Raw genomic sequence first — 21,990 nt, 5'->3', positions numbered from 1 at the left:
AGCGTAACCAGGCTGCAGCTGGCGAACGATGTAGCTCCGGCGATGGGCGCGCACCGTGAGCTGGCGCGGCACGCCCAGGGGTGTGCTCGCGATGTCGGCCAGCACGATCTGCCAGTGGGCCGCGGTGACCTTCACGTCGAAGGGCTCGAGCCGGCCCGCGTAGTCGATCGTCTCCCCCTCGAAGTCCACGAGCGCAGCGGCATGTGCGCCGGGGATCGCGCACAGGAGATCCTCGAGGATCGACGCGAACGAGGAGGGCGTCTGGTCGCGTGAAAGCCCGCACTGGCTCCGCTTACGAGCTCCGTTGCGCGAGGTGGTCATGGGTCTATCCGAACGAGCTCGAGCAACGCGTCGACGCCGCCGACGACCTTCGGCTCGCGCCGCAGCGCCTCGAGGAGCCTGGCCTGCGCGGCGCGTGCGCGGTCCGTCATGATCTCATCGCGCACAAGAGCGCGTCGCTCCTCGACGGGCACCACCTGCGACGGGATGCGCTCGAGGAGCATGATGATGTGCACGCCGAACGACGACGCGACCGGTGCGCTGACGTCTCCGCGCACATTCAACGACGACGCCGCCGCGCGGGAAAAATCGACGTCGAACTGCTGCGGCTCCGGGGTGAGCACGCGGCCCGCTGCAGTCACGGGAGGGAGCGCCTGCGCGACGACATCGAGGCCCTCGGCGGGGACGCTTTTCGCGGCGCTGATGAACGCGTCGGCAGCCGGATCGGTGGGCGGTTGCCGCGTCCCCGCGGCGCGCGGCGGCTCGGAGCGCCGGGCCACCTCGCGCGACGACAGCACCGCCGTCCGGATCGCGTCGGCGATCGCCCTCGCCTTGTCACGCGTGGCCTCGCCGGCGTCCGCCGAGAGCCTCACGACGGCGTGCACGGTGCGGTATCCCTCGGGACGATCGAGATCGAGCCAGTGCCGTTCGGTGGCGACGCGCAGCTCGTCGTCCGTCACCGGGCCGGCGCTCTCCGCCTCCTCTTTCAGTCGGTGAAGCAGGCGGCGGGCCAGCACCGCGCTGATGTCGCGCTGCACCTCGGGCTCGTGCTCGAGGCCGCGATCTCGTGCCTCGGCGGCAAAGAGCGCGTCGCGGACCACCGCATCCCGGGCCTGCGCGGGCGAGACGTGCTGCGCCGCCGCGATGCGGGCCACCGAGTCGACAGGGATGGCGACCGCGCCCACACGGGCCGCCACATCGGGCGGAAGCGGCAGCGCCCCCCGCGCGGACGTCGACAGAGCAGCCCAGGCCGCGCACGCGCACAGACACGCGGCGGCCGCGCTCATCCCGCGCACAGAGCTCACGCGCTACCTCCACGGGGACGAAGGATCTCCGTGGACGCCTTGAGCGAGAGCCCGCCGATCACCAGGAGGTAGACGGCCTTGAAATCCTGGCGATCGCCGAGGGCGTGGACCCCGAAGGCGAACGAGAACGCGGCGGCGGCGAGGAGCAGAATCGCGAAGACATCGACTGCACGGGACACGCGCGTGAGTGTAACGCGATTTGACACGGAACCGACGGGGATGCGCGGACGCTGCGGGCTGCGGCAGGCCACGGCCGGGCCGCTGCTCAGCGCAGCATCATCACCACCGCCCCCAGGACGGCGAAGACGATCAGGACCAGCAGCTGCCGGACGGCGCGGTGGCTGAGCCGGCGTGCGCCCGCCGTGTGTCGGCGGCCACGGGCGACCGCGACGCCGGCGGCCGCGGTGATCAGCGCGACGGCGCAGGCCACGGCGACAGCCTGGGCCAGGAGGGCGCGGTCCGGGTCCCGGACGCGCCATGCGAGCACGAGGATGGCGAGGCTCACCAGCGCGCCGAACGCGATGACCGCGACGGCGAGCGGAGGCAGGTGGGCCCGGGCCTGCAGGAGGGGGGCATCCGGGTCCGGCTCCGACTGGCGCCGCACATCCCAGCGATCGCGCCAGGAAAGCGCGAAGATTCCCCAGGCGATCCCGCCGATCGCCGCCCGGACCGGGTCGAGGCGGGACGGCTGAAGCGAAGGAGAGGCGAGCAGCCAGGTCAACGTGACGAGCGCCAAGAAGACAGAGATGCCGAGGTGCCGCGCCGCCCGGCGGTGGGACGCGGCGACCAGCGGCGCAGCGATGCCGCACAGGAAGGCGAGCGTGGCGGCGACGCTGGCGGATACCGGCGCGCCGCGGCCGAACCCGGCAGGCGCGACCGTGATCATCCAGGCGACGACCGCAGCCAGCAGCGCCTGCGGGGCGCCCCCATCCCCGAGACCCAGGCGCGCCGCGCCGGACGGCGCCGCCTCCGGGCCATCCGCGGCGGACGGCGCATCGCCCTCGCGCGCCACCGTTCCGCCGCGTCCGCCAGTTGCGGACGCGCCCGACTCCGCTTCGCGCGGAGCGCCGATCGAGATCGCGCCGGGGACATCCGTGCTCATGAGCGAGCCGCTAGGCCAGATTTCTCAGCAGGTTGCCCACGGGCAGCACATCCGGCGCCGGCGCGTCGACGCTTGCTTCGCCGCGCGCGCCCCCCTCTTCCCGGGCGACCTCGAGCCCGAGCCGCTTCCAGAGGCCCGTGTCGAAGAGGTGGCTCGGGCGCACGTTGCCGAGGGCGGCGAGCATGTTCTGCCGCGCCCCGGGGTGGCGCGCGTCGAGCTCGGCGAGGAGCCGGCTCACCGCCTTGCGCTGGAGGTTGTCCTGTGATCCGCACAGATCGCAGGGGATGATGGGGAAGCGCTCCTCCGCGGCGAACGCGGCGAGCTCGGCCTCGGCACAGTAGATCAGCGGGCGGATCACGACGTTGTCGCCAGCGTCGGAGATGAGCTTCGGAGGCATGGACTTCAGCTGGCCGGCGAAGATCAGGTTCAGGAGCAGCGTCGTCACGGCGTCGTCTCGGTGGTGGCCGAGGGCGATCTTCGAGCAGCCGAGCTCGCGCGCGAGACGGTAGAGGATGCCCCGCCGCAGGCGGGAGCAAAGGGAGCAGTACGTCTTGTTCTCGGGGATCTTCTCGGTGACGATCGAGTAGGTGTCCTCGGAGATCATCCGGAACTCGTGGCCGCCCGCGGCCATGTAGTCCGTCAGGAGGTGTCCGGGGTAGCCCGGGTGCCCCTGGTCGATGTTGACCGCGATCACGCTGAACCGGACCGGCGCGCGGCGCGCGAGGTCGACGAGGAGCGCGTGCATCGCGTAGCTGTCCTTGCCCCCCGAGACGGCGCAGAGGATCCGATCGCCGTCGGCGATCATGTCGAAGTCGGTGATGGCGCGGCCCATGGCGCGCGCGAGCTTACGGCGGAGTTGCACGGTTTAGCCGGTGAAGCCTTCGATGAGGCGGAGGAAGGTAAGCACGCCGTGGCCCGTCCCGCCCTTGGAGAAGATGCCGTAGGGCTTGCTCGCCATGGAGGGGCCGGCGATGTCCACGTGGATCCAGGGGACATCGCCCACGAACTCGCGCAGGAACAGGGCCGCGGTGATCGCCCCGCCCCAGCGGTCGGCCGTGTGCTTGATGTCGGCCCAGTCGCTCTTCAGGCCATCGCGGAGCTCGTCGACCAGCGGGAGCTGCCACATCGATTCGCCCGCGGCCTTCGCGGCGCTCCGGAGGCGCTCGGCGAGCTCCTCGCGGTTCGAGAAGAAGCCCGACACCGTGGGCCCGAGGGCCACGACGCAGGCGCCCGTGAGGGTCGCGTTGTCGACGATGAGATCCGGCTTCAGCGCGCGCGCATAGGCGAGGCAGTCGGCGAGGACGAGGCGCCCCTCGGCGTCGGTGTTGATGATCTCCACCGTCCTGCCGTCCAGGGAGCCGAAGATGTCCCCGGGCCGGTAGGCCGCGCCGTCAGGCATGTTCTCGGCCGCGCCGATGACGCCGTGCACCTCGACGCTCGGCTTGGCGGCCGCGACGGCGGCCATCAGCGCGATCACGTTCGCGGCGCCGCCCATGTCGCCCTTCATCTCTTCCATGCCCTGAGCTGGCTTGATGCAGAGGCCGCCGCTGTCGAACGTCAGCCCCTTGCCCACGAAGACCAGCTTCCCCTTCGGCTTCCCGGGGGGCATGTAGACCATGTGGACCAGCCGGGGCTCTCGCGCGCTCCCCTGCCCCACCGCCATGATGAGCTTCATGCCACGCTTGTTCAGCGCGGCTTTGTCGAACACCGTCACCTTGAGCCCGTGCTGCTTGCCGACGCCGACCGCGACGCGCGCGAGCGCCTCCGGGTAGACCTCGTTCGGCGGCTCGTTGACGAGATCGCGCGCGACGCAGATCGCCTCGCCGACCTGCTGGCCGAGCGCGACCGCGTCGCGCGCCGCCTTGCCCGCCTTGCCCTCGACGACCACCGTGCCGCGCGCGAGCCCGAACTTGGGCACGCGATCGCCGGTGAAGTAGCGGGTGAACCGGTAGGACCCGAGCACGAGCCCCTCGGCGGCGGCCCGCTCCGCACGCTCGACGCCGGGCGGCGCCACGACCGCGACGCTCTCGGCGCGCACGCCGTTCGCGAAGCGCGCCCCCTTCGCCGCGAGCACGCGGCAATCGATGTCGGTGAGCTTGCCGGACCCGAGCCCGAGCAGCAGCACGCGGCCGGGCTTCAGCGCGCCGTGCGTCGTGAAATCGATGCTCTGATCCTTCTTCCCCGTGAAGTCGTCACGCTTGACCTGGTGGACCACGGACTCGCCCAGCGCCTTCACGAGCCTCGCGAGCACGCCCTCACCCGTCGATGCGCCTTCGGGCACGCCGATGACGACGACGTCGACGGCGATGCTCAGCGGGTCTGACGAGGCGAGGTTCACTTTGATCGGCATGCGGTCTCCTGAGCCCGGATGGGGGGTGTTTCCAGCGCGGCATCTAATCACGAAGGGCTAACCCCGTCGACGTGGACGAGACCCGCGGGCGGTCGGTCCGAAGTGCGGAGGAGAGCGCTCCCGCGCGCAGCGCCGCTCAGGCTCCGCGCTCGGCGGCCGGCGGCGACGGGCGGCGAGGCGCCTCCGCCGCGACGCCTCGCGCGGCGACGCCGCGGACCACGGCCCGAGGGTCCCCGCCCCGAGCGCCGGATCGAGGGGGCGTCAGCGCGCCGCTCTGTAGATCTGGCTGACGTCCGAGAGGAGCTGCAGCGCCTCGGCGCGCGGGCGCTGGAACGCGTTGCGCCCCATGATCGAGCCGAAGGAGCCGCCCGCGGCCATCTCGCGCACCTCCTCGAGGACGGCGTCGGTCGCCTTGGACTCGCCGCCGGAGAAGATCACCACCCGCTTGCCGTTGAAGGTCGCCTGCACGACGTGGCGGACCCGGTCGGCGAGCGTCCGGATGGGGATGCCGTATTTCTCGTACATCTTTCTTGCCTCCTCCTGCTCGATATGAGCCGTCGGTGGCTTGACCTTGATGATGTGCGCGCCGAGCTGCGCCGCGATCGTCGCCGCGTAAGCGCAGACGTCGATGGCCGTCTCGCCCTGCTTCGACAGCCCGGCGCCGCGCGGATAGCTCCAGACGATGACGACCAGGCCCTTGCGCCTGGCCTCGAGGGCAATCTCGCGAAGGTCCTCGTACATGCGGTTTCTCGCGCCGGAGCCTGGATAGATCGTGTAGCCGACGCCGACACAGCCAAGGCGGAGCGCGTCCTCGACCGAGCCGGTCACCGCGGACAGGGGCTGCTCCACTTTTGCCAGCGTGTCGCTGTTGTTGAGCTTCAGGATCAGCGGCACCTGCCCCGCGAACCTGGCCGCGCCCGCCTGCAGCGACCCGAGCGGCGCCGCATACGCGTTGCACCCCGAGTCGATCGCGAGCTGAAAGTGGTAGTCGGGATCGTAAGCCTCGGGGTTCGGGGCAAACGATCGCACCGGACCGTGCTCGAAGCCCTGATCCACGGGCAGGATCACCAGCTTGCCGGTGCCCGCGAGCGCGCCGTGGTTGAGCAGCCGGACGAGGTTCGTCAGCGTGCCGGGGTTCTCCGAGGCGTACCAGGAGAGGATCTGCTCTACGCGGGAGGTGAGCGCCATGAATCACTCCGTCGAGGGTGTTACAGCCGGAACGCGAGGCCCCCCGGGGCGCGGGCCCGATCCGCCCTGCTCCGTGGCCCTGTGTCGGGGCCGGCGAACGAGCGGACTCGGGCCGTGTCTTCAGGATCTGGACGAACGTATCGAGCCGAACTCCCCGGTGGTCCAGCGCTCGGAGGATGTTGTGCGGAGCCGTCGGATACGCAATTCTCGGAGCTGCGCCGGTCGGCTCTCCAAGTGCACTCTCCAGGTGCAGTAGAGCAGCGGCGAGCGCGAGCGCGAGCACGTGGCGGGGCGGCGACGCCCTCGCCGACAACGCGGAGGGATCATGTCGCTCTCATCGGACCAACGGAACCTGAGCTGGACGCCGCCCGACGCGCAGTCACGCGTCGGGATCACGCTCGAGACGTACATCCTCGAGGGAATGCTCGGGTTCCCCTCGGCGACGGGGACGTTCACCTCCCTGCTGAACCAGATCGGCCTGGCGGCGAAGCTCGTGACGTCCAAGGTCCGGCGGGCCGGCCTCGCCAACGTCCTCGGGTACACGGGACAGACGAACGTTCAGGGCGAGGTCGTGCAGAAGCTCGACGAGGTCGCCAACGAGACGCTGCTCAGCGTGCTCGGGCGGCGCGGGCACTGCGCGGCCGTGGTGAGCGAGGAGCTCGGTGAAATGAGGCTCCTCTCCACGGACCCGCGCGCCAAGTACATCGTCGTCGTGGACCCGCTCGACGGCTCGTCCAACATCGATGTGAACATCTCGATCGGCACGATCTTCGGCGTGCTCCGCAAGAGCGACGCCAAGATGGGAGCCGATCCCTCGGATTTCCTGCGCCCCGGCCGCGATCTGGTCGCGGCGGGCTACGTGCTCTACGGATCGTCGACGCTGCTCGTCATCACCACCGGCCTCGGCGGCGTGCACGGGTTCACCTACGATCCAACCGTGGGTGAATTTTTCCTTTCTCACGAGAATATTCGGATCCCGGAGCGCGGCTCGACCTTCTCGATCAACGAGGGCCACAGCGCGGGGTGGTCCGAGGGCGTGCGCCGCTGGAACGCCTGGATCAAAGAGGAGAACAAGCACGAGGGGAGGCCGTACGGCGCGCGGTACGTGGGTTCGCTGGTCGCGGACGCGCACCGAACGCTGCTCAAGGGCGGCATCTTCGCGTACCCCGCCGATCGAGGCGGCCAGGGCAAGCTGCGGCTGCTCTACGAGGCGAACCCGTTCGCCTTCATCTTCGAGGCCGCCGGGGGCAAGGCGAGCACGGGGACCGATCGCGTCCTCGATCGGGTCCCGAAGTCGCTCCACGAGCGCGTGCCGCTCGTCCTCGGCTCGCCCCGCGACGTCGACGATTTCGAGCAGTTCCTGCGCGGTGAGCGCTGACGCTGCGAGAGAACGCCGCCACCCCTCACCGCGACGAGACCGCGTGGACGGGGCGGCCCTGCGCGTCAGACCCCCTGCGCGTCGGCGCCCCAGATCACCTTGTGGAGCTGGACCTGCACCCGGACGTGAAGGACGTCGTCGAGCACCCACTGGACGAGCTCTCTCGGCGCGAGCCTGCCCCAGACGCACGAGGCGAGCAGCGTCACGCCGCGCGCGTCGAGGCGGCGCTCGCGGATGGTGCCCCGCATCCACTCGTAGTCCGCCCGATCGGCGAGCACGAACTTGATCTCGTCGCGCGGCGTGAGGTGGTCCAGGTTCGACCAGCGGTTCCGGTGCGATTCCCCGGAGCCAGGCGCCTTCAGATCCATGATCTTGTGCACGCGCGGGTCGACGCGCGACACGTCCGCCTCGCCGCTGGTCTCGACCAGGACGGTGCGACCCGCATCGCAGAGCTCCGCGAGGAGCGGGAACGACCCGGGCTGGAGGAGGGGCTCCCCGCCCGTGAGCTCGACGAGCGGCGTGCCGAGGGCGAGCGCGCGCTCGAGGACATCGCTGCGGCCGATGCGCTTGCCGCTGTAGAAGGCCTGCGGCGTGTCGCACCAGGTGCAGCGCAGGTTGCACCCGGTGAGCCGGACGAACGTGCACGGCAGCCCGGCGAACGTCGATTCGCCCTGCACGCTGGCGTAGATTTCGTGGACGACGAGGGTGTCTTCTTTCAAGGAAGCGACGCCTCCGAGGAGCCTCGGGTCGATCCGGGCTGCTCCGCGCCGCCGGCGACCCGCGATGGGGCCGCAAGCTTTGGCCGCGCCGAGCGCGCAACGCAAGCGGCGCGAGGCGCTCAGCCGGTGATGACGCTGACCTCGCCCGCGGCCACCGCGCGGAGGACGCCGTCCTCGCCCCGGATCCGCAGGTGCCCCTCCGGATCGATCCCCGCCGCGACGCCGGCCACGCCGGCGACCTCGACGCGGCGGCCGCGCAGCCAGTCCATCCGCGCGAGCTCCTCGGCGAAAGGAGCGAGCTTTCCCGCCTCGAACCTCGCCGCGGCGTCGCCGATCGCCTGGAGCAGCTCCGCCGCGAGGAGCTCGCGCGGGACGTCGTCGATCCCGAGCATCGCGAGCGACGTGGCCCGCCCCGAGAGCTCCGGTGGGAAGCTCGACGCGTGGACGTTGAGCCCGACGCCGACGATCACGCTGCTCACGGAATCGCCGCGCAGCTGGGCCTCGACGAGGATCCCCGCCAGCTTGCGGCCCCCGGCGAGCACGTCGTTCGGCCACTTGAGACGCACCTCGGCGGCGGCGCCGTCGCCGAGGCGCGAGCGAGGCGCGAGCCGTGGACCGACGACCGACGCCACGGCGAGGCCCATGACGAGGGCGATGGGAGCGACGCTGCTCGCCGGCAAACCGGGGCGCAGCACCACCGACAGGTAGAGGTTCTCCCCGGGCGGAGAGTGCCAGGAGCGCCCGCCGCGCCCGCGCCCCTGCGTCTGCGCGTCGGCGAGGAACGCCGCCCCGTGCGGCGCCCCGGCAGCCGCCGCGCTCCGGGCGTCGTCGTTCGTCGACCCCGTCTCCGCCGCCGCGACGAGCGGCCTCCCGAGCGACGCGCCGAGGCGCGCGAGCTCGCGCTCGACGGCCTCCGCGTCGAGCCGCCTCACAGCGCGAGATCCAGCGCGATGTCGGCCGATCGCGCCGAGTGCGTCAGCGCCCCGACGCTGATGACGTCGATGCCCGCCGCGGCGAGCTCGGGGATGCGCTCCAGCGTGATCCCGCCGGAGACCTCGAGGAAGGGCCGGCCGTGCTGCGCCGAGCGGACGCGCGCGGACGCGATCTTGACGTCGGCCAGCGTGAAGTTGTCGAGCATGATGATGTCCGCGCCGGCGGAGAGCGCCTCGTCGAGCTCGCGGAGCGAGGCGACCTCGACCTCGATCTTCGTCGTGTGCGGGGCCCGCGCCCGCGCGCGGGCGATGGCGGTCGCGATGCCGCCCGCCGCGACGATGTGGTTGTCCTTGATGAGCACGGCGCTCCCGAGGCTGTCGCGGTGGTTGTGCGCCCCGCCGACGCGCACGGCGTAGCGCTCCAGCGCGCGGAGGCCGGGCGTCGTCTTGCGGGTGTCGGTGATGCGCACGCCGGACCCCTGCGGGATCGCCGCGGCATAGCGGCGCGCCTCGGAGGCGACGCCGCTCATCCGCTGCGCGAAGTTGAGCGCGGTGCGCTCCGCGCTGAGGAGCGTGCGCGCGAGGCCACGCACCGTCCAGAGCACGGCGCCGGTGTCGACGGCGGTGCCGTCCGCGACCAGCACCTCGCCCTCCACCTGCGGATCCAGGCGCTGGAAGACCCGGAGGAACACGGCCCCCCCGCATGCGACGAGCGGCTTGCGCGCCACCGCCTTCGCTGTCGCGCGCGCGGAAGCCTCGACACAGGCCTCGGTGGTGAGGTCGCCCCCCGCGAGGTCTTCTTCCAGAGCACGATCGATCAGGGCATCAAGCAGCGGCGCAGCCAGCACAGGCATCTCCTCGGCGCCGCACCCCGGCGGCGCTCCCAGGTATACTCGCTCCCGCACGCGCGCATCAGCGCCGTCGCACCTACCCGAGCCTGAATAACGCGATGCGTTAAATGGACTCGCGCCGGAGCGTGCGACCTCGGCGGCGAGCTGCCCAGGACGGGACCCCGGCGGAGCGGATGGGCCCCGCGGCGCCGAAAAGCGGTGCGGATTGCGACCATCACGACGCTGTGTCGCACAAATGGGGCTGACGTTCGTCTACCAGCCTGTGAGACTCTCCGAGCAACTCCAGCGCCCTCAACGGAGATCGATGCGTCCGCAGGCAGGCCAGGTCATCCACAACAAGTACCGACTCGTGCGCCTCATCGGCGACGGCGGCATGGGGAGCGTCTACGAAGCCCGCCACGAGGTGCTGGGGACGACGGTCGCCCTCAAATTTCTCCACCCCGAGCTGTCCCGCCGCTCCGGCCTGGTGCAGCGCTTCCTGCAGGAGGCGCGCGTCTCCGCGCAGATCCAGAGCGCGCACGTGGTCCGCGTGGTCGACGTCGACCAGACCGCCGCCGGCCTGGCGTTCATCGTCATGGAGTACCTGGAGGGGAAGACGCTCCAGGCCCTCTACGAGGAGCTCTACCGGGCCGGCATCCGGCTCGCCTACGCCGACGCCCTCGAGTACGCGATGCAGATCCTCGAGGGCGTCGAGGCCGCCCATCGCGCGGGCGTGGTCCACCGGGATCTCAAGCCGGACAACGTCATCATCACGAGGACGTCCAAGGGAGAGCCGCTCATCAAGCTGCTCGACTTCGGCATCGCCAAGCTGAAGGTCACGGGGGAGCTCGATCGCGGGCTCACGCGCCCGGGCGTGATCATGGGCACGCCCGAGTACATGGCCCCCGAGCAGGCCTACTCGGCCGACTCCGTGGACGCGCGCGCCGACATCTTCTCGCTGGGCGTCATCATCTTCGAGATGCTGGCCGGCCGCCGGCCGGTCGGCGGCGATGAGCCCCAGCAGATCGCGGGCGCCTACCTGTCGGGCCAGATCTCGCGGCTCTCGGACCTGGCGCCGGAGCTCGCGCCGGGCCTCTGCGCCGCCGTCCACCGCGCGATGGCGGCCTCGCCGCCCGATCGGTTCGCGACCACCGCCGAGCTCCGCAGCGCCCTCGAGCCGTTCGCCCGAGCCGCCCGCGCCCCGTCGGCGCTCACCCCCTCGCCGTCCGAGGTCAGCGTGGCGCGGTCGTCCGGGGCGGCCCTGCCGGCAGCCCTCGCGGCGCCCGGGATGCTCGCGGCTTCAGCGGCAGCGCCCGCGACCAACGCGATCGGCGACGGTCGCAGGAGCTCGGTCCCCAAGACGATCCCGCCCGAGGACGGCGGCGCGCACCACGCGTCGAGCGGCCCCCCGGGCGCGCTCGGGCCCTCGACCCCCATGGGCGGCTTCGCCTCGGATGCCCGGGGTCCCTCGGCGTCGGCTCCAGGGTTCACGCCCAGGCCAGAGCCCTCTTCCGGCCCGTACTTCGCCCAGGGCGGCTACCCCCCGGTCGGCCAGCCGGCGACCGTGAGCGCCGCGCCCTACCTGCCGCCGCATGGGGTGCCCGGGGTTCCAGCCACGAGCTACGAGCCTGGGCCGTTCGATGTAGCGCCTCGCCCAGGCGGGACGGCGGTCGGCAACGTGCCCTTCATGGATCGGAGCTCGGCTCCCGCCGGACCGTTCAACGGCGGCCCAGCGCCCGGCTACGGCGGCGCCTACGGGGGCGGCGGTATGCAGGGTTACATCCCTGGGACGGCGCCGATGGAGCCGCTGCCCCGGACCTCGCACGCCGCCTCGGCGCACGGAGCGAAGCAGCCCGCGCAGCGCGGGACCTCGCTGTTCACCATCCTCCTGCTCGCCACGGGGATCACCGGCGCCGTCGTGGGCGGCGTGTACATCGCCAGCGAGCTCGGCCGGGGAGAGCAGGCCGACGCGGGGCCGGCCATGCCGACGCTCCAGCCGACCAACACGGTGCCCCCGGAGCCCAGCCCCCCCGCCACGACAGCGCCTCCCGCCGTGGTGCCGCCCCCGGTCGAGACGCCGCCGGTGGTCGCCAAACCTCAGCCCCGGCCGACCGCGACGTCGACATCGAAGCCCCCGGCGACGCCGAGCGCGACGGGGACGCAGCCGACCACGCCGGCACCGACGACGCGCCCCAGCGCGACGTCGATCATCCCCAACCTGCCGCCCATCGTCATCCCGTCGACGTTCCCGTTCCCGTTCCCCGCGCCGACCAGCGTGCAGCCGCCGGCCGGCCCCCAGCAAACCCCCACGACGACGACGCCGACGTCGCCGACGACGCCGCCCACCACGCCGCCCAGCCGGCCGTCACGGCGCGTGATCATCGTACCGAACAACTGACTCGCCCGGCGCGGGCGGTAAGATGCGATCTCGATGAGCAACCAGAATAGCGGTCCGCCGCCCGGATGGCCTGCGCCCCCGAGCGGCATGTACGGCCCTGGCAAGACTGTGCCCGGCGAGCCTCCGCTCGCGGGGGTCAACTCGCCTCAGGGCGCCTTCCCCGTGCCGCCCGGCGCCGCGCCGCACGATCCAGGGGCCGCGGGCGCAGCCGTCCCGCGAACGATCGTCGAAGGCGGGAGCAACAGCGCGCCCCCGCCCGGCGCGCCGGGCCCTTACGGATCCCCGGCGGGCGCGTACGGCGCGCCGCCAGCGGGCGCGCCCGGGCCCTACGGCCCCGGCGCCACGGCGAACTACGGAGGCCCTCCCGGAGCAGGGGGCGCCTACGGGCAGCCGCCCCAGCCTCCCGCCAGCCCGTACGGCGGCTCGCCGTTCGGAGCGCCGGGCGGGCCCGGGGCAGCCGGCGCGCCGGGGTTTCACGCCGGCGGCGCTCCCGCGCTGCCGGGCAGCGGCGGGCTGTACTCGGCGCCGGTCCCCTCGCGGCCTCGCCCCAAGAGCTCCGGCCCGACGCTCGCGCTGATCGGGCTCGGCGCGTTCGTGGTCATCGGCGGCCTCACGACCGCCTTCTTCGTGATGCGCAGCGGAAGCTCGTCCGAGGACGTGACGGCGCTGCCGCAGGTCGACGCGCCGCCAGCGCCGGCGTCGGTCGCCGGCGATCCGGCACCGCCCCCGCCCGCGACCACGACACCCGAACCACCCCCGCCGGAGCCGGTCCCCGTGGCGGCCCCGAAGCCGCCGCCGCCGCGGGCGCAGCCCAAGCCGACGAACCCCACCACCACGCCGACGGTGCCGACGGTCCCATCGACCGCTCCGCCGACGACCCCGACGGCGCCCGCCGCGACGACCCCGCCGCCCACCCCTTCCGGGTCCTCGACGGGCCGGCGCAAGATCATCCTGCCCGGTCGGAATTGAGCTGATCTGCGCGGTCCGCCTCGACGCCGGCCGCGGCGCGGCGGCCGCGATCCGAGGCTTCCGCTCGAGTCCGCTTGACAAGGCGGTCAGGGTGATCAGCTTCCGACCTCATGAGCAAATCCGGGATCGCCGCAGTTCTGTCGTTCTTTATTCCGGGCGTTGGGCAGCTCTACAACGGCGCGTTCCTGCGCTGCATCTTCTGGCTGATCGTCACCCCCGGCCTGTGGATCGGCACGGGCGGGTGGCTCGGCTGGATCTGCCACCTGATCTCCGCCTACACCGCGTACAGGTACGCAAAGCGCTCCGACGGCTGAGCCGCGATCCGCGAGGCGGCGCGCCGGCCCGAGCCGGCGCGCCCGCTCAGGTCGCCTTCGCGAAGATCCTCTTCAGCACCTCGCCCGTCGCCGTCGGCTGACGGGCCACCTCGCGCGGGGTGCCCTCGGCCACGATGCGCCCACCACCCGCGCCGCCCTCCGGGCCCAGCTCGACCACGTGATCCGCGCACGCGATGACCGCCGGGTGGTGCTCGATGATCACCAGCGTGTCGCCGCGCTCGACCAGGCGATCGAGCACGCGGATCAGGCGCGCCACGTCGGCCAGGTGCAGGCCGGTCGTGGGCTCGTCGAGCACGTAGAGCGTCGGCTTGGGCCGCGCGCCGGCCGTCAGCTCCGCCGCGAGCTTGAGCCGCTGGGCCTCGCCGCCCGAGAGCGTGTGCGAGCCCTGGCCGATGTGGAGGTAGCCCACGCCGAGATCGCACATGGTCGAGAGCGGAGCGCGGATCCGCGGGTGGGCCGCGAAGATCTCGACCGCCTCCTCAGCCGTGAGGTCCAGGACGTCGCCGGCGGAGAGGCCGAGGTACCGCACGTCGAGCGTCGCCGGCTCGAAGCGCGCGCCGCCGCACGCCTCGCACGGGGTGGTCACGTCGGGCAAGAACGACATCTCGTGCGCGATGACGCCCTGCCCCTCGCACGTGGGGCACCGCCCGCCCGCGGCCGTGTTGAAGGAGAAGCGCGCCGGGCCGTAGCCGCGCACCTGCGCGTCGGGACAGGCGGCGTAGAGCTTGCGGACCTCGTCCCAGACGCCCAGGAACGTCGCCGGGATCGAGCGCGGCGTCCGACCGATGGGCGACTGGTCGACGGCCACCGCCCGCAGGATGCCCTTCGGCAGCCGCAGCGCCTTGTGCGGGCCCGGCTCGGGCGCCTCGAGCTTCAACGCGCGGCGCGCGGCAGGGTAGAGCACCTTCTGGATCAGCGTGCTCTTGCCGGAGCCGGACACGCCGGCGACCACCGTCATCCGGCCCGCAGGGATCCGGAGCGCGTCCCCCTGGAGGTTGTGCGCGCGGGCGCCGAGGAGCTCGATGTGCTCACGCACCGGCGGGCGCGCCGGGCGCGCGCTGAGCAGCGCGTCCTCACCGGCGAGCGCGCGAGCGGTCGGGGAGTCGGGGTTCGCGAGCACCTCGCGCGACGGCCCCGCGGCGACGATCCTGCCGCCCTTGCGACCGCCCGAGGGGCCGAGGTCGATCAGGTGATCCGCGGCGCGAATCGTGTCGGCGTCGTGCTCCACCATGAGCACGGTGCTCCCCATGCTGGCGAGCCGTCGCAGGTTGTCCAGCAGCCGATCGGTGTCGCGCGGGTGGAGGCCGATGGTCGGCTCGTCGAGCACGTACAGCGCCCCGGTGAGGCCGCTTCCGAGCTGCGCCGCGAGCCGCAGGCGCTGCATCTCGCCACCCGAGAGGGTGGACGCGCGCCGATCGAGCGTGAGGTAGCCGAGGCCCACCTCGCAGACGAAGTCGAGCCGGCGGCAGAGCTCCTTGTGCGGCGCCTCGGCGATCAGGGCGCGATCGCCCGTGAAGCGCAGGCTCCTCGCCCACGTGGCGGCGGCCGCGACCGATCGGCCCGACGCCTGGTGGTAACGCTCGCCAGCGAGGCGGACAGCCCGGGGGATCGGCGCCAGACGCGAGCCGCCGCAGTCCTCACACGGATCGGGCGTCGCGAGCGCGTCGTCGTCGAAGTCCGAGGCGCCCGTCCCCTCGCACGACGCGCAGCGGCCCTGCTTCGTGTTGAACGAGAACCAGCGGGGATCGAGCTCCGGGACGCCGACGCCGCAGCGCGGGCAGGTGCGCGTGGTGGAGAGCAGCTGCTCGCCTCCACGGCCGCCGGCGAGCTTCACCGCGCCCCGCCCGAACGAGAGGGCGCGATCGAAGAGCGCGCGATCGAGGGCGGACATGCGCCCCTCGTAGATCACGAGGTCGATCGAATGCTCGCGGCGCTTGTCGAGGCGGGGAGGGCTGTCGGTCGCGCACGGCTCGCCGTCGGCGAGCGCGCGGGTGATGCCGGCGCGGGCGGCGGCCGTGAAGACGTCGAGGTACGTCCCCTTGCGCGCCACGACGGCGGGGGCGAGCAGCGTCCGCGCGCCGCGCGTCGCGAGCAGCGAGCGGTAGACCTCGTCCGGCGAGCGCGCCTCGATGGGGACGTCGCAGTCCGGGCAGCGCGCCTCGCCGACCTTGGCGTAGAGCAGCCGCAGGTAGTGCGCGATCTCGGTCACCGTCGCGACGGTGGAGTTGGCGCCGGAGCGCGTGGTGCGCTGCTCGAGCGCGATCGACGGGGGTACGCCAGTGACGCGGTCGACGTCCGGCCGCGGCAGCGTGGGGAGGAACTGGCGCGCGTAGGGGGTCAAGGTCTCGAGGAAGCGCCGCTGGCCCTCGGCGAAGACCACGTCGAACGCGAGCGTGCTCTTGCCGGAGCCGCTCGGGCCGGTGACGACGACGATCTTGCCGTGCGGGATCACGGTCGAGACATCGGCCAGGTTGTGCTCGCGGGCGCCCTCCACCTCGATCCGCCGCCGGTCGAGCGACGCGCGCGCTGCGCCGTTGCCGCCACGTTTTCCGGGCTTCGTGGCGGCCGGCGCGCCGCGCCGCGGCCTTCGCGCGGGGCCATCGCCCCGAAGCGCGAACCACTCGGCCAGCGCGCCGCCGGTCCGCGTCGCCGTCGTGGCCACCTCCTCGGGCGTCCCCTCCGCGACGACGCGCCCGCCCTCGCTGCCCGCGCCCGGCCCGAGATCGATGACCCAGTCGGCCGCCGCGATGACGTCGAGGTCGTGATCGACGACGATCACGGAGGCCCCCTCGGCCACGAGCACGGAGAGGGAGGCGTTGAGGTGCTTCACCTCCTCCGGGTGCAGGCCGGCGCTCGGCTCGTCGAGGAGGAAGAGCGCGCCCGCGCAGGGCTCGCCGAGCGCGCGCGCGATCTTGAGCCGCTGCGCCTCGCCGCCGGAGAGCGTCGAGAGCGGCTGGCCGAGCGTGAGATAGCCGAGGCCGAGCTGCTTGAGCGGCGCGAGCGCCCGCCGGACCGCGGGCTCCCGCTCGAAGGCCGCGAACGCCTCGTCGATCGAGAGATCGAGCACGTCGGCGACCGAGCGGCCGTCGAGCTTCACCTCGAGCACCTCGTCGCGGAACCGCTTGCCCTTGCAGGTCGGGCAGGTCAGCGAGACGTCGGCCAGGAACTGCATCTCGATCGTCTCGCTCCCCTCGCCGGCGCACGCCTCGCAGCGCCCGAGCGCGACGTTGAACGAGAAGTGGCCGGGCCCGAGATCCCGCGCCGCCGCCTCGGGCCGCTCGGCGAAGAGCGCGCGGATGCGGTTCCACGCGCCGGTGTAGGTCGCGGGGTTGCCCCGCGAGGTGCGCCCGAGCGGCGCCTGATCGACGAGCGTGACGGTGCGGATGTCGGCGGTGCCCTCGATGCGCCTGTACAGGCCGGGCGCCTCGACGTCCTTGTATCCGCGCGCCCTCGCGACGTGCCGGTAAAGCACGTCGCTCACCAGCGTGCTCTTGCCCGAGCCGCTCGGCCCCGTGATCGCCACGACGACGCCGAGCGGAACGTCGACCGTCACGTCGCGCAGGTTGTTCTCGCGCGCGCCGTGGATCGCGATCTTCCCGCTCGGCGCCCGGCGCTCCGCGCGCGCCGAGGGCAGCGGGCTGCGCGCGTCGAGCCCCTCCGGCGGGCCGTCGAAGGTGACGCGCCCGCCCTGCTTGCCCGCGCCGGGGCCCAGCTCGACGACGCGATCGCTCGCGCGGATGACGAGGGGCTCGTGCTCGATGACGAGCACGGCGTTGCCGCAGTCGGCGAGCTCGCGCATGGCCGCGACGAGCGGCGGGATGTCCGTCGGGTGCAGGCCGACCGTCGGCTCGTCGAGCACGAAGAGCGCGCCCGTCAGCGACGTGCCGAGCGCCGCGGTGAGCGCGACGCGCTGCGCCTCGCCGCCCGAGAGCGTACGCGCCTGGCGAGCGAGCGAGAGGTAGCCCAGCCCGACGCGCTCGAGGTAGCCGAGCCGCGCGATGAGCTCGCGGCGCGCCATCTCCCCCTGGCCCGTCTGGGGGCGCTCGGCCTCGAGCCGCGCGCGCGCCTCGCGGAGCTCGAGCTCGTGCCAAGCGGCGAGATCGAGGCCGCCGACGCGGTAGAGGAGCGACTCGGGGGCGAGCCTCTTGCCGTGGCACGCGCCGCACACGTCGTAGGTGCGGTAGCGCGCGAGCAGCACGCGGACGTGCATCTTGTAGGTGCGCGTCTCGAGCCAGCGGAACCAGGCCTTCACGCCGGGGTACTTCCCCTGCTCCCACGTGCCCTCGCCCTCGAGCACGAGCGCGCGCTGCGCCTCGGAGAGGTCGCGCCACGGCCGGTCGGTGCGGATCTTGTTCCGCTCGCAGAACGCGCGGAGCAGCTTCCGCTCCCACGTGGTCGAGCGGCCGTTCCAGGGGCGGATCGCGCCGCCCGCGATCGACTTCGACGCGTCCGGGATCACCTTGTCGTAATCGATGCCGAGCGTGCGGCCGAAGCCGCGGCACGAGGGGCACGCGCCGGTCGGGGACTGGTACGAGAACAGCCCCGGGCGCGGCGGATCGAAGGCGCGCGCGCACGAGGGGCAGGCGAGCCCGCGCACGAGCCGGAGCCGCGTCGACCCCGCCCCGTTGCCGCCTGGCTCCTCGGCCTTGCGCTGCAGGTGGAGCGACGCGTCGCCTGCACCGCCCTTCCATGCCTCCTCGATGGCGGCGCCGAGGCGCCGGCGCTCCCGCGGGGCGACCCGGACGCGATCGACGATGACCTCGACCTTGTCGGTGCCGCTCATCGCCTCGGACGGGGCCACGCTGTCGAGGTCGCGCGCCTCGCCGCGGACGAGCAAGCGCCGGTAGCCGGAGGCGAGCAGCGACTCGCGCACGTCGAGGAACCGCTCGGTGCCCGCGACGGGGATCGGGTAGGTGACGAGCGCGGTCGCGCCCTCGTGCTGGCTCGCGGCGAGCTCGGCCGCGCGTGCGGGATCGGTCCGCGCGGCCGGCGCCTCGCAGGACGGGCAGACCGGCACCGCCTCGCGCGCGAAGAGGGCGCAGAAGTACGGCTCGAGATCGGCCATCGTGGCGACGGTCGACCGCGAGCTCTTGACCGGCGCGCGGCGGTCGACGGCGACGCCGGCCGCCACGGGCTCGAGCGCGTCGATCGGCGGCCGCTCGAGCCGCTCGAGGAACTGGCGGGCGTACGGGCTGAAGCTCTCGACGAACCGGCGCTGTCCCTCGGAGTAGAGCGTGTCGAGCGCGAGCGATGATTTGCCGGCGCCGGACACGCCCGCGATGGCCACGAGCTCGCCGGGCCGGAAATCGAGATCGATGCCCTGGAGGTTGTGCGTGCGGGCGCCGCGGAGACAGATGGATTGCATGGGAGGCGCTGAAGGGTGGGCCCCGCGGGATGGCGTCCGGGGTGGACGGGCTCCGCGTGAAACCGCGAGTGCTTAGCCCCCTTTCCACCCATCGTCGCGGACGATCGTACGTGGACAGCACGCAGAGGATGCGCGTCGCGGCATTGCGTTCTTCACCGCGGAATTATCGTGTCTTGTCGAGGTGCGCGCTCGGGATGACGTGGCGGAAGGCTCCGTGCGCTCCGGTCTGCCCGCTCTGCCCAGCGCGCCCGCCGAGCACAGCGGCTAGCCGCCGTTGACGAGGAGGAGCGAGAGATAGCCGTAGTCGTTGCTGGTCCAGTTCGGGCTGAAGGTCATGCCGCACATCCCGATGTTGTAGGTGCCTGCGTTGAGGCCGGTGATGACGGCGCTGAGCCCGAAGGACACGCGCGTGCTCGCGGGGACCCGGCCGCCTTTCAACCCAAGGCCGACCATCAAGATGTCGTCGAGCACCGGCGGGCCGGACGGCTGAGGATGAACCTGCTGGTAGCACATGAACAGGCTGAGGCTGTCCGCCGGCGTGGTGCCCGCTCCCAGGTACCGATGTGCGGTCGCGTAGATCGACTGGCTCATCGACGAGACCTCCACCTGGGCCGTCGGGCCGAAGAAGTCGACCGCTCTTCCAGCCGGGAGCGTGACGTGCGGGCCGACTCCGCTGACCATCAGCGAGAGCACCACCCCCTGTGGCCCGATCGGGCCAGCGGGGCCCGTGAAGCCGCGAGGTCCTTGCGGCCCGACGGGGCCCTCGGGGCCGATCGGACCGTCGAGCCCCTGGGGTCCGGCGGGGCCCATCGGACCTTCCGGGCCCATCGGGCCTATCGGGCCTTGGAGGCCCATCATACCGATCGGACCCATCGGTCCCTCCGGTCCCATGGGGCCGACCGGGCCTTGCGCTCCCGCTGCGCCCGCCGGCCCCGTGGGCCCTGCCGGACCCGTCTCACCGGCCGGCCCGGCGGGGCCATCCACCCCTTGCGGCCCCTGAAGCCCCGTCGGCGAGCCGACCCACTGCCCGTTCTCGTCGATCACCTGACCGCCGTTCACGGCGACCCCGCTCCCGTCGATGAGCACCGTGGTGCCGCTCTCGGTGTTCACCGAGATCGAGGTCGGCGTGATGTCGCCGTTCACGTTCCCGGCGAGGAGCGCGTACGGCACGCTCGCGACCGTCGCGCGCGGCTTCAGCTCGACGTCGTCGCCGACCGTGATGCCGAGGTACCGCTCGGCGCCGTTGAAGATCGCGCCCTGGAACGGGGTGATCGAGCCGAGGCGCACCGAGAAGAAGCCGTCGTCGAACGTGATCGAGTGGACCTCGCTCCAGATGGGGGTCGACGCGCCGCGATCGTCATAGAGGGCGAAGACGACATCGAGCGTCTCGCTGATGGGCGCGTTGCGCTCGTCGAAGAGCCGGCCCTGGTGGGTGATGGTCGCCGGCACCGCCGCAGTCGCGGTCCCCGCGCCCGCGACCGCGCCCGCCGCAAGGGCGGAAGCCATCATGCACCGCACGAACCTCGATGTCCTCATCACCAGATCCTCTTCATTGCAAGCTCCCGTTGGCTCCGATGAGCCCCCCCTGCATCCGAACCTTGGGCGAGGTCGACGCCTCCTGGTTCTGCGTCGGCTGGCCGAGCGTGAACACCATCCGGTAGCGCGAGCTCTTCGCGACCTCGCCAGCGGTCACCGTCTCGCTCGCCTCCACGCCCGCCGCAGCGTGCGCGGCCCCGCCCTGCCCCTCGCCGCCGCCGCCGCCCTCCCCGCCGCTGCCCGAGCTCACGGCTGCGCCCTGACCGCCGGCGCCGCCGGTTCCGCCGCTGCTCGCGGTGTAGGGAGCCTCGATCATCGAATCGGCGGCGCAGCTACAGCCGACCGCGGGGGTCAGCGCAGAGATCGTCACCATCACTCCGAGCCAGGCGGAAAAACGCAGTCCGCGATTCACTGAATCCTCCGGCCCGACAGCAAGTCGCGCTCGATAGAGCCATTGGACGAGCGGCGGCGCTCGGCGTCAAGCGACGGCGCCTCACCGCGCGCGGGGCCGGCAGCGGAGCGAGCCGCAGAGCGCCCCCCGCCGGCCCCGCGCGCGGTGAGGCGGTGGACAGGCGGCGGCGCGCGCGCTATGCGGCCGCGTGAGCCGCGCTGGGAAAGAGAAGGAACGCGAGGGAGAGAAGCTCATCGTGCGCAACAAGCGCGCGACGTTCGACTACACCCTCGACGATCGGTTCGAGGCGGGGTTGGTGCTGCTCGGCAGCGAGGTGAAGATGCTCCGCGAGGGCGCCGCCGAGCTGACGGACAGCTGGTGCGCCATCGAGCGCGGGGAGGTGTTCCTGAAGGGGGTCAACATCCCCATGATGTCCGGGGCCGCCTTCGGGCACGAGGCGAAGCGGCCGCGCAAGCTGCTGCTCCACGAGAGCGAGATCGAGGCGATCCGCAAGGGCGTGGAGCGGGAGGGCATGACCGTGATCGCGACCCGCCTCTACTTCAAGAACGGCCGCGTGAAGGCCGAGATCGCCCTCGCGAAGGGGAAGAAGACCGTCGACAAGCGCGAGAGCCTGAAGGAGAAGGACGCCGCGCGCGAGGCCCGCGCGGCGATCGAGCGCGCCCGCGGCGGCGGCGACCGCGGGCGCAGCCCGGCGCCCCGCGCGGCGCGCAGCGAGGAACGCCCCCGCCCGCGGAGGCCGGAATGACCTCGCACCTCACCTGGTCGAAAGGCGGCGAGGCGGAGCTCGTCGAGCTCGATGGCGATCGCGTGCGGCTCCGCTCCACCGCATCGTCGGCGCCGGGAGCGCGCGTCGAGGGCTCGCTCCGGTCGACGGGGACGGCGATCCGGCTGAAGGTGGCCCGGTGCCGCCTGCGCTCCCCCCACGAGCCCAGCGACCCAGCGCCGGCCGAGCGCATCTATGAGCTCGAAGGCCGGCTCATCGACGCGACGCGTGACGTCCGCGCCGAGCTCGCGCAGCTCGTCGGCGGCGAGCGTCCGGGCTGATCCGCGCTCGCGCCGACGAGCGTCCGGGCCGATCCGGACCGCGGAGCGAGCCGTCCGCCGCGGGTGTTGCGGTGATTCACCGCGACACTTACGCTGGCGGTCTATGAAGATCACGTCGCGCCCTCGTG

19 protein-coding genes (1 of these 19 only partly in view) are annotated in these 21,990 nt (G+C 72.7%); 6 read left to right on the top strand and 13 right to left on the bottom strand.

Features of this window, described 5'->3' with window-relative positions:
• From WME75_RS12785 to WME75_RS12755, 7 genes are all read right to left on the bottom strand, one after another.
• Positions 1 to 321: the start of a roadblock/LC7 domain-containing protein gene (locus WME75_RS12785; protein WP_437490114.1), read on the bottom strand. The gene continues 333 nt to the left of window position 1, outside the view; only the first 321 of its 654 coding nucleotides appear in the window; it begins with the start codon at positions 319 to 321; its stop codon lies off the left edge, out of view.
• On the bottom strand, positions 318 to 1,304 hold the full coding sequence (locus WME75_RS12780) for a foldase protein PrsA (RefSeq protein ID WP_437490113.1): 987 nt from the start codon (positions 1,302 to 1,304) through the stop codon (positions 318 to 320). Before WME75_RS12780 ends, WME75_RS12785 begins: the two co-directional genes overlap by 4 nt.
• Positions 1,301 to 1,483: a hypothetical protein gene (locus tag WME75_RS12775; protein WP_437490112.1), complete on the bottom strand. Its 183-nt coding sequence runs from the start codon at positions 1,481 to 1,483 to the stop codon at positions 1,301 to 1,303. The genes WME75_RS12780 and WME75_RS12775 overlap by 4 nt, the downstream gene beginning before the upstream one ends.
• Before the next feature lie 86 nt (positions 1,484 to 1,569).
• Complete coding sequence (locus tag WME75_RS12770) at positions 1,570 to 2,406, bottom strand: hypothetical protein (protein ID WP_437490111.1); 837 nt, start codon at positions 2,404 to 2,406, stop codon at positions 1,570 to 1,572.
• 10 nt (positions 2,407 to 2,416) lie between these two features.
• Positions 2,417 to 3,268, bottom strand: a complete 852-nt coding sequence (gene ttcA / locus WME75_RS12765; RefSeq protein WP_437490110.1) for a tRNA 2-thiocytidine(32) synthetase TtcA — start codon at positions 3,266 to 3,268, stop codon at positions 2,417 to 2,419.
• A gap of 3 nt (positions 3,269 to 3,271) precedes the next feature.
• Positions 3,272 to 4,756 carry a leucyl aminopeptidase gene (locus tag WME75_RS12760; RefSeq protein ID WP_437490109.1) on the bottom strand — a complete coding sequence of 495 codons (1,485 nt, stop codon included), beginning with the start codon at positions 4,754 to 4,756 and terminating at the stop codon, positions 3,272 to 3,274.
• A 261-nt stretch (positions 4,757 to 5,017) separates the two neighbouring features.
• Positions 5,018 to 5,944 carry a class I fructose-bisphosphate aldolase gene (locus tag WME75_RS12755; RefSeq protein ID WP_437490108.1) on the bottom strand — a complete coding sequence of 309 codons (927 nt, stop codon included), beginning with the start codon at positions 5,942 to 5,944 and terminating at the stop codon, positions 5,018 to 5,020.
• Between the two features lie 325 nt (positions 5,945 to 6,269).
• On the opposite strand from WME75_RS12755, the gene fbp reads away from it, so the two are divergent.
• Complete coding sequence (gene fbp / locus WME75_RS12750) at positions 6,270 to 7,322, top strand: class 1 fructose-bisphosphatase (RefSeq protein WP_437490107.1); 1,053 nt, start codon at positions 6,270 to 6,272, stop codon at positions 7,320 to 7,322.
• A 65-nt stretch (positions 7,323 to 7,387) separates the two neighbouring features.
• Here the strand turns inward: fbp and WME75_RS12745 are convergent, their stop codons facing one another.
• The 3 genes from WME75_RS12745 to nadC form a co-directional block, all read right to left on the bottom strand.
• Complete coding sequence (locus WME75_RS12745; RefSeq protein ID WP_437490106.1) at positions 7,388 to 8,041, bottom strand: radical SAM protein; 654 nt, start codon at positions 8,039 to 8,041, stop codon at positions 7,388 to 7,390.
• Between the two features lie 119 nt (positions 8,042 to 8,160).
• Complete coding sequence (locus tag WME75_RS12740; RefSeq protein ID WP_437490105.1) at positions 8,161 to 8,973, bottom strand: biotin--[acetyl-CoA-carboxylase] ligase; 813 nt, start codon at positions 8,971 to 8,973, stop codon at positions 8,161 to 8,163.
• Entirely contained in the window at positions 8,970 to 9,821 is an 852-nt protein-coding gene (nadC, locus tag WME75_RS12735; RefSeq protein ID WP_437494804.1) for a carboxylating nicotinate-nucleotide diphosphorylase, read from the bottom strand. The genes WME75_RS12740 and nadC overlap by 4 nt, the downstream gene beginning before the upstream one ends.
• A 307-nt stretch (positions 9,822 to 10,128) precedes the next feature.
• On the opposite strand from nadC, the gene WME75_RS12730 reads away from it, so the two are divergent.
• The 3 genes from WME75_RS12730 (at position 10,129) to WME75_RS12720 (ending at position 13,484) form a co-directional block, all read left to right on the top strand.
• Positions 10,129 to 12,201 (top strand): protein kinase domain-containing protein, encoded by a 2,073-nt coding sequence (locus WME75_RS12730; RefSeq protein WP_437490104.1) that lies wholly within the window; start codon positions 10,129 to 10,131, stop codon positions 12,199 to 12,201.
• Positions 12,202 to 12,234: 33 nt separating this feature from the next.
• Positions 12,235 to 13,170 (top strand): hypothetical protein, encoded by a 936-nt coding sequence (locus WME75_RS12725; protein ID WP_437490103.1) that lies wholly within the window; start codon positions 12,235 to 12,237, stop codon positions 13,168 to 13,170.
• A gap of 110 nt (positions 13,171 to 13,280) precedes the next feature.
• On the top strand, positions 13,281 to 13,484 hold the full coding sequence (locus tag WME75_RS12720; RefSeq protein ID WP_437490102.1) for a hypothetical protein: 204 nt from the start codon (positions 13,281 to 13,283) through the stop codon (positions 13,482 to 13,484).
• Positions 13,485 to 13,530: 46 nt separating this feature from the next.
• Here WME75_RS12720 and uvrA read toward each other — a convergent pair whose 3' ends face one another.
• From uvrA to WME75_RS12705, 3 genes are all read right to left on the bottom strand, one after another.
• Positions 13,531 to 18,870 (bottom strand): excinuclease ABC subunit UvrA, encoded by a 5,340-nt coding sequence (gene uvrA / locus WME75_RS12715; protein ID WP_437490101.1) that lies wholly within the window; start codon positions 18,868 to 18,870, stop codon positions 13,531 to 13,533.
• 264 nt (positions 18,871 to 19,134) lie between these two features.
• Positions 19,135 to 20,406, bottom strand: a complete 1,272-nt coding sequence (locus WME75_RS12710; protein WP_437490100.1) for a collagen-like protein — start codon at positions 20,404 to 20,406, stop codon at positions 19,135 to 19,137.
• A 13-nt stretch (positions 20,407 to 20,419) separates the two neighbouring features.
• Positions 20,420 to 20,779, bottom strand: coding sequence for a hypothetical protein (locus WME75_RS12705; protein WP_437490099.1), 360 nt, complete (start codon positions 20,777 to 20,779; stop codon positions 20,420 to 20,422).
• Positions 20,780 to 21,005: 226 nt separating this feature from the next.
• On the opposite strand from WME75_RS12705, the gene smpB reads away from it, so the two are divergent.
• Together smpB and WME75_RS12695 are read left to right on the top strand one after the other, a co-directional pair.
• Positions 21,006 to 21,563, top strand: coding sequence for an SsrA-binding protein SmpB (gene smpB / locus WME75_RS12700; RefSeq protein WP_437490098.1), 558 nt, complete (start codon positions 21,006 to 21,008; stop codon positions 21,561 to 21,563).
• Positions 21,560 to 21,862, top strand: coding sequence for a hypothetical protein (locus tag WME75_RS12695; protein WP_437490097.1), 303 nt, complete (start codon positions 21,560 to 21,562; stop codon positions 21,860 to 21,862). Before smpB ends, WME75_RS12695 begins: the two co-directional genes overlap by 4 nt.
• Positions 21,863 to 21,990 lie beyond the last annotated feature (128 nt).

The sequence above is a fragment of the Sorangium sp. So ce1014 genome (assembly GCF_051521505.1).
Lineage (GTDB): Bacteria > Myxococcota_A > Polyangia > Polyangiales > Polyangiaceae > Sorangium.
The sequence above is the reverse complement of the archived record's forward strand: the minus strand, read 5'-3'. Positions and strand labels throughout refer to the sequence as shown.

Coding starts and splice junctions, on each gene's coding strand:
- WME75_RS12770 (WP_437490111.1), bottom strand. CDS start 2,406: ATGAGCACGGATGTCCCCGGCGCGATCTCGATCGGCGCTCCGCGCGAA.
- WME75_RS12760 (WP_437490109.1), bottom strand. CDS start 4,756: ATGCCGATCAAAGTGAACCTCGCCTCGTCAGACCCGCTGAGCATCGCC.
- WME75_RS12755 (WP_437490108.1), bottom strand. CDS start 5,944: ATGGCGCTCACCTCCCGCGTAGAGCAGATCCTCTCCTGGTACGCCTCG.
- fbp (WP_437490107.1), top strand. CDS start 6,270: ATGTCGCTCTCATCGGACCAACGGAACCTGAGCTGGACGCCGCCCGAC.
- WME75_RS12730 (WP_437490104.1), top strand. CDS start 10,129: ATGCGTCCGCAGGCAGGCCAGGTCATCCACAACAAGTACCGACTCGTG.
- WME75_RS12725 (WP_437490103.1), top strand. CDS start 12,235: ATGAGCAACCAGAATAGCGGTCCGCCGCCCGGATGGCCTGCGCCCCCG.
- WME75_RS12720 (WP_437490102.1), top strand. CDS start 13,281: ATGAGCAAATCCGGGATCGCCGCAGTTCTGTCGTTCTTTATTCCGGGC.
- uvrA (WP_437490101.1), bottom strand. CDS start 18,870: ATGCAATCCATCTGTCTCCGCGGCGCCCGCACGCACAACCTCCAGGGC.
- WME75_RS12710 (WP_437490100.1), bottom strand. CDS start 20,406: ATGAGGACATCGAGGTTCGTGCGGTGCATGATGGCTTCCGCCCTTGCG.
- WME75_RS12705 (WP_437490099.1), bottom strand. CDS start 20,779: ATGGTGACGATCTCTGCGCTGACCCCCGCGGTCGGCTGTAGCTGCGCC.
- WME75_RS12695 (WP_437490097.1), top strand. CDS start 21,560: ATGACCTCGCACCTCACCTGGTCGAAAGGCGGCGAGGCGGAGCTCGTC.